At 60.5% G+C, this 6,724-nt stretch carries 7 protein-coding genes; all 7 read right to left on the reverse strand.

What is annotated here, in order from left to right; genetic code table 11:
* On the reverse strand, positions 1-134 hold a 134-nt coding region (locus H5U08_RS07690; RefSeq protein ID WP_297031857.1), incomplete at its 3' end, for an NADH-quinone oxidoreductase subunit K.
* 24 nt (positions 135-158) lie between these two features.
* Positions 159-926 carry an NADH-quinone oxidoreductase subunit J gene (locus tag H5U08_RS07695; RefSeq protein ID WP_297031846.1) on the reverse strand — a complete coding sequence of 256 codons (768 nt, stop codon included), beginning with the start codon at positions 924-926 and terminating at the stop codon, positions 159-161.
* Positions 927-984: 58 nt separating this feature from the next.
* Positions 985-1,554, reverse strand: coding sequence for an NADH-quinone oxidoreductase subunit I (locus H5U08_RS07700; protein ID WP_297031848.1), 570 nt, complete (start codon positions 1,552-1,554; stop codon positions 985-987).
* A 14-nt stretch (positions 1,555-1,568) separates the two neighbouring features.
* Entirely contained in the window at positions 1,569-2,852 is a 1,284-nt protein-coding gene (locus H5U08_RS07705) for a complex I subunit 1 family protein (RefSeq protein ID WP_297031850.1), read from the reverse strand.
* 127 nt (positions 2,853-2,979) lie between these two features.
* Positions 2,980-4,617, reverse strand: coding sequence for a 2Fe-2S iron-sulfur cluster-binding protein (locus H5U08_RS07710; protein ID WP_297031851.1), 1,638 nt, complete (start codon positions 4,615-4,617; stop codon positions 2,980-2,982).
* A gap of 119 nt (positions 4,618-4,736) precedes the next feature.
* Complete coding sequence (nuoF, locus tag H5U08_RS07715; RefSeq protein WP_297031853.1) at positions 4,737-6,143, reverse strand: NADH-quinone oxidoreductase subunit NuoF; 1,407 nt, start codon at positions 6,141-6,143, stop codon at positions 4,737-4,739.
* On the reverse strand, positions 6,144-6,662 hold the full coding sequence (locus H5U08_RS07720; protein WP_297031855.1) for an NAD(P)H-dependent oxidoreductase subunit E: 519 nt from the start codon (positions 6,660-6,662) through the stop codon (positions 6,144-6,146).
* Positions 6,663-6,724: the final 62 nt, after the last annotated feature.

The raw sequence follows: 6,724 nt of genomic DNA on the forward strand, positions 1-6,724 counted from the left end.
ACCCCCTGGAGCATAAGCTCCACGGAGAGGAACATGAGGATGAGGTTCCGGCGGCTGAGAAACCCCACCAATCCCAGCCCAAAGAGGCAGGCACCCACCCATAACTGTTGTATTAAAAGGGCATTCTCAGACATCGCTGTCGTGTGTCCTCTCTCTCGTCAGGGCAGCCATTCCACGAGACTGGGCATACCCGGTGTCTCCCAGCTTCTCAGATCGAGCAAGGGCTCCAGCGGCCGGGCAATAATCACCGTGGCCCCAATGAGCGCCAGCATCAGCAGGAGCCCTAACCCTTCCACAGCCAGGGGAAACGCCCCAAAAAGTTCCTGGCCCAACTCACGCGTCGCGGTCGGCACCAAACCCGATGCCTCTTTCTCGGCGATGGAGAGAGCCGTCGGAGCAGCCTCATTCCGCGCGTCTTGGGGGCGCAAGGCCTCCAACGCACTTCCGCTCACCAGGCCGATCAACACCACCCCGGCCAGCGACGCTATAAACGGCTCCCAGCTCTGACGATCGAACACCGCCCGACCGCGAGGTTCGTCGAGCATGATCAGGAAGAGAAACACCACCAAAATGGCCCCGATATACACCACAATAAGGGCCATGGAGACGAATTCCGCCCCGTGATACAAAATCAGTCCCGCCGTGCCCAGCACCGTCATCCCGAACCACAGGGCACTGTAGAGCGGGCGGAGCGAGGTGATCATGGCCACCGCCGACCCCAGCGTCACCAGTGTCATTCCCCAGAGGACGCTTCGGGCAAGAAAGCCCCCAAACGAGGGAATAAGGCTGGCCATCATCACCAGTCCCGAGGCCACCAGGATCCAACCCGGCGCTCGACGGCGATCCGTCCCCCAGGGCAGGGCCCAGAACAGCCCAGCCAGGGTCAACAACATCCCCGCTACGAGAATGGTCGTACCCGAAACCATCGTGTTTCCACCTTTCCCGGCAACGTCCGCCTGAAAGAATCTGTCCCTCGCTCGTCAGTCAGTTTTCTCCGGAAGCCGAGTCAGTCTTCTGGTCTTCGACCACGTCCCGCTCCCGCATCCAACGGGGAGGCTCCAGGTCTTTGGTTTGATCGTACACGCTGAGCAGCTTCTCTTTGTCGAAGATCATCTCTTCCCGACTCTTGCCGGACAGATCGTACAAACTCGTCAGTTCGATGGCATCCACGGGACACGCCTCTTCGCACATCCCGCAGAATATGCACCGCAGCATATCGATGTTGAAAACGACGGGATACTTTTCGCGATCCGGCCAGGGGCTGGGCGCGGCCACAATGTCGATACAATGCGCGGGGCAGGCCGTGGCACAGAGAAAACAGGCGACGCATTTCACCCGGCCCTGCTCGTCCCGGTTGAGACGGTGCACGCCGCGGTAGATGATCGGATCAGGAAACTCGTGGCGTTCTTCGGGGAATTGTACCGTGATCTTCGGACTGACCAGGTGGCGCAATGTGGTCGTCAGTCCTTCAATGAACAGCGGCAAATAGGACCGCTCAGCCGGTGTCAGCGGCGGCTCGTCCACCCAGCGTATTTCGGAGCTATCGGGCTTCATGGGACCAACTCCCTTCACTCTTCATTGTCGAAGCTCGGCCGCCAGACTTTTGCCGTGGGGCGAACCCTGGCCGGGATGGCCTGTTCCGACTCCCTTGCCAGTTGCACCAGGTCCTGGCGCGGCCGGTTGTCATAGGAGGGCGGGCTGAGCCGGGCCGTCACGATCCACACCGCGATCAGCGCCGCCCAGTTGATGGCCGCCAGAACGGCGAGGCCCCGACCACCTCCCATCCCCAGCGCCTCCTCGCCGCCGGAATACCACCAGACCAGGATCACCAGCGGCACCATTCCCCACGGAATGAGTACTTTCCACGCCAGTCGCATGAGCTGGTCGAACCGGAATCGTGGCCAGCTCCACCGCATCATCATGAAAAACCAGATGACCAGGAGAACTTTCACCGCGAAGACGACAATCCGAAGCAGGGCCCCGCCGATCCCGGCCACAGGTTCCGAACCCGTCAGCCCCCAGAAATGCCATCCACCCAAAAACAACAGGACGATGAGCACCGCGGCAGTCACCATGTGCAGGAATTCTGAAACGAGGTACGTCATCAGACGCATGCCGCTGTATTCGGTATGGAATCCGCCGACGAGCTCCTGCTCGGTTTCCGGCAGGTCGAAGGGAAGCCTGGCGGCCTCCGCCGTCACTGCCACAAAAAACACCACGAATGTCAAGGGATGCAGGACGATATTCCACACTCCCGTTTGGGCCTGCTGGAGCACCATCTGGTCAAGCCGAAGACTGCCCGCGTAAAGCGCAACGACCAGAAGTGTCAAGCTCAGCGGGATTTCGTAAGCAATAAGCTGGGCGGCAGCACGGAGCGCTCCGAACAGACTGTACTTGTTCCGGCTCGCCCAGCCTCCCGCGATCACCCCGTAAACGGCCGCCCCATTGGCCGCAAAGAGATAAACGAGCGCCGCATCAAATCCCGGGACGATCGTCAGGTCGATGGGCCGCCATCCCGCAATGCCCAGATCCACCTGGCCCAGCGGCACCACGGCATAGACCGCCACCGCCGCCACAAAGGTGAGAATCGGCCCCAGGTTGTAAATCACTCGGTCCACATGCCCGGGAACATACTCTTCTTTAAAGATCAATTTGAGACCATCGGCAATCGGCTGTCCCAGGCCAAACAGGCGGATATTGGTGAGGGGAATTCCCACGCGGTTCGGCCCAATCCGGTCCTGCACCCACGCGGCAATCCACCGCTCCACGAGGACCAGGTAGGCCGCCCCGGTCATCAAAACCCCCAGTGCGAGGGCGATTTTCACACAGGTTTCCACAATCAATCCGACCATATTCAAGCCTCAATCGGGCGGGTCCGCTGATTCGCTGCCGTGTCTCTCTGTGCTATCCTTTCCGGCGATTCGTACAATCCTCGCGCGCCGTGTTGAGCCTCCCCCACACAAAATTGATATCCGCGCACTACGCCGTGCTGGCCTGCGTTTCTGCAGTGCTCGGCGCCAACTGATTGACCCGCAAATCCACACCGACGTCGGGGATCTCCCCGGTAGCCGCCGAGAAGTACGGCAACTCGGCGGCCAGCTCTGCCAGAACCGTGCGTGGCTGATACACTCCCGTGCGACCGCTCAGCTCCCAGAAGACCATGCCCACACACCGGCTGCCCAGCGGTGGCCGAACCGCCCGCTGCAACCACTGGAGCCGATGATGGCGGTTCACGTAGGATCCCTCATGTTCGGCGTAGGTCGCCATTCCCAACAGCAAGTCCACTTTGTCACTGAGAGGGCTGGGAAACAGATCGGCCAGCGCCACCCAGTTGGCCTTTCTCACCGTCTCCGCCTGCGTTTCATCCAGCCACGGCTTGATGTACCCCGCCAGGACGATAACGCGATCAATCCGGCCTGCGGCGATTTCCTCCAGGAACTCCGGCCAACCGAGTACCCCATTCCCCAACCCGTGGGCAATGGCCTCCACTCCCAACCGGTTGGGACATTTTTCCGCTGAGATCACAAATCCACCCGGGAACCGCTCATCTTCCCCCTCGCGCGGCACAGGTCCCAGAGCGATGACGCTTTCCGGGTGCGTGTTCCGCATCCACCGGGCAGCAAGATACGCTTCTTCATTCGTGAGGAACGGCGACAGACACAGCGCCGGACGACACGCCGTTCGCACCTTCTCCTCGATTTCCCGGAGAGCCTCATTCCAGCCGACGGCCACCTGGCCACTCGTCGTACGCCGCACCACCCCTCGGATCCGGCTTGGGTGATGGATGAACGGATACCCGTACCGCCCATCGTTGCAGATCCACCATTTGTTGACGAACATGTTCTCCCGCGGCTTGATGCGGTGGACGCGATCCTGATTCTCCTCGATCCAAATGGAACATCCGGTGGCACACAGCCCGCACACACTCGCCTTGCGACGGAGAAACCAGACCCGCTGTTTGTAAAGGAAGTCCTTGTCAGCGAGGGCCCCCACCGGACAGAGGTCCACCACGTTGCCCGAGAGTTTATTGTGGAGGGGAACATCGGGGAGCACGTCAATTTCCTCGTGCGTCCCGCGATTGACGATCATGAGCTCCGAAGTTCCCGAAATTTCTCGCGTGAATCGGACGCACCGGCTGCACATGATGCAGCGGTCCACGAACAGAAACAGGTCGCCGATGTCTCGTTTTCGACTGGTGATCGGCCGAATATCCGCCCGGCGCTCACCCTGTCCATATTGAAAATGGTAATCCTGAAGGCGGCACTCCCCGGCCTTGTCGCAGATCGGACAATCGATGGGATGACGCAGGAGGAGGTCTTCCTCGACCATCGCCCTTGCCCGCGCCACCTTCTCCGTATTGGTGACAATCACCATCCCATCTTTGACCAGGGTGTTGCAGGCGGGAACGAGCTTGGGCAGCATGACGATTTTCCCCGTCTGCGGATCGCGCGTGCCCATCTCAATCAAGCACATCCGGCAACTGGCGACGACGGACAGGCCGGGGTGCCAGCAGTAATGAGGAATCTCCACGCCTGCACGGGCTGCTGCCTCGATGGCGTTCAGGCGTTCCCCTGCTCTGATTTCAATCTCTTTTCCGTCAACAATCACCACTGGCATTGTTGAATTCCTTCCCCCTCATTTTCATTCTTGTCGGGGTGTACCTCGTCAACTGTGCCTCCGAGCCCGGAGTTGTCTGGTCCGCCTCCATCCTCGCTTCGCTCATCGGCGCCCACCTCCTATCCATGGGAGGACACGGGACTCGCTTTGTGCGAGGGAGTGCCGTTGTCCAGAGCGGGCACCGGGCGCCGGGTCTTGTAACCGGTGGGGTTTGTCCGTTTGATGTAATCCTCCAGTTCTTCCCGGAACTTGCGAATCGCCGTCTTTATCGGCCACGCTGCACCGTCCGCCAGGCCGCAGATGGTCGTCCCCGGAATGATCCCGATGTTGTCCGCAATTTCCAAAAGGAGATCGAGATCCACCAGCCGCCCTCGGCCTGCCCTGATCCTCCTCACGATTTGCAGGGCCCAACTCGTCCCTTCGCGACACGGCGTGCATTGCCCGCAGCTTTCGTGAGCGAAGAACCGACAACTGTTATGGAGGAATTCAATCATTGGGTAGGTCTCGTCCATGACGATGACGCCTCCCGTCCCCAGGCCCAGGCACCCCTTTTGAACCGGCCCCATGAAATCCATGGGCACGTCCAGCTCATCCGCAGTAAGGACGCCCGTGCTCAGTCCACCGGGCACAACCGCCTTGGCGCGGCGACCCTTCCATACCCCACCGCCGAATTTTTCAATCAATTCGCGACAGGGAATTCCCAGCGGGGCCTCGTAACACCCCGGCTTGTTGACATGCCCGCTGATACAGAACAGTTTCGGGCCGAAACTTCCCGGGTCGCGGGGATCATCCGGTGATGGAGGCACACCGATGCTGCGGAACCAATCGGCCCCACGTTCGATGATGTGCTTCACGCAGGCCAGTGTCTCCACATTGTTGACAACGGTGGGCTTGCGAAAGAGCCCTTCGACCGCCGGGAACGGCGGTTTGCTGCGTGGCCACGCCCGCTTTCCCTCAATGCTCTCGATCAGGCCAGTTTCCTCACCGCAAATGTAGGCGCCCGCTCCGCGATGAATGTACACATCCAGCGAAAAATTTGAGCCGAGGATGTTCTTCCCCAGATACCCCGCCGCGTAGGCTTCGTCGATGGCCGCCTGAAGCCGCCGGAAGGCCAGCGGGTATTCATAGCGGAGATAGATGTAAGCCGTCGTCGCACGGGTGGCGTAGGCGCTGAGGATCGTCCCCTCCAGCACCTGATGGGGATCCAGCTCCATGAGGACGCGATTGCAGAACGTGCCTGGCTCACTCTCGTCCGCATTGACACAAAGGTAGATCGGTCCCGGATGATCCGCGGGAAGAAACGACCATTTCAGTCCCGTGGGAAACCCTGCGCCACCGCGGCCCCGCAAACCGCTCCGCCGAACTTCTTCCACAACCTGTGCCGGTGAAAGTTCCCGGAGTGCCCGGCGCAAAGTTTGGTACCCTCCCGTCGCCTCATAGGCGCCCAGAGTATGACTGTCAGGGCGATGGATGTTCGCTAACAGGACCGGTGCAAAATTCTCCATGGCACTCTCTATGGGAAGCATTCAGGGCAACTGATCCAGGATTTCGTCAAGCTTCTCTCGGGTGACGCGGGCATGGATGGTCTCGTTGATGAGGACGGCCGGCGCCATCTCGCACGCGCCAAGACACTCGGCAGCCTCCAGCGTGAATCGCCCATCGGCGGTCGTGTCGCCCGGCTCGATCTGCCATTTTTCCTGGAGATAGCCGAGCAGATCTTCTCCCCCGCAGATGGCGCAACTCAACGATCGGCACACCCACACGCGATACTTCCCCAGGGGCTTATGCTGTTTGAAAAACCCGTAAAACGAAAGTGTATCCTGAATTTCCGGGGCTGGTATTCCCAAAAGCGCAGCCAGTTCCCGTACCGCCTGGGGTGAGACACAACCCAACTCCTGATGAATCAGGTGCAGCGCCGGCAGCACGACCGCCCGCGACGACGGATATCGCGGCAAATACGCGCGAATCCTCTCGCGGAGGTCTTCGCTCAGCATCTGACGCCCTCTCTCGCACGGGACTTCGGTCGGCGTCTGCTTGTCGTTCACTGCTTCCTCCTCGCCAGCGTCGTCCGATGGGGAATCGCCGGATACCCCTTACCGGTCCAGCT

It is taken from the genome of Thermogutta sp., assembly GCF_014359955.1.
Classification (GTDB): domain Bacteria; phylum Planctomycetota; class Planctomycetia; order Pirellulales; family Thermoguttaceae; genus Thermogutta.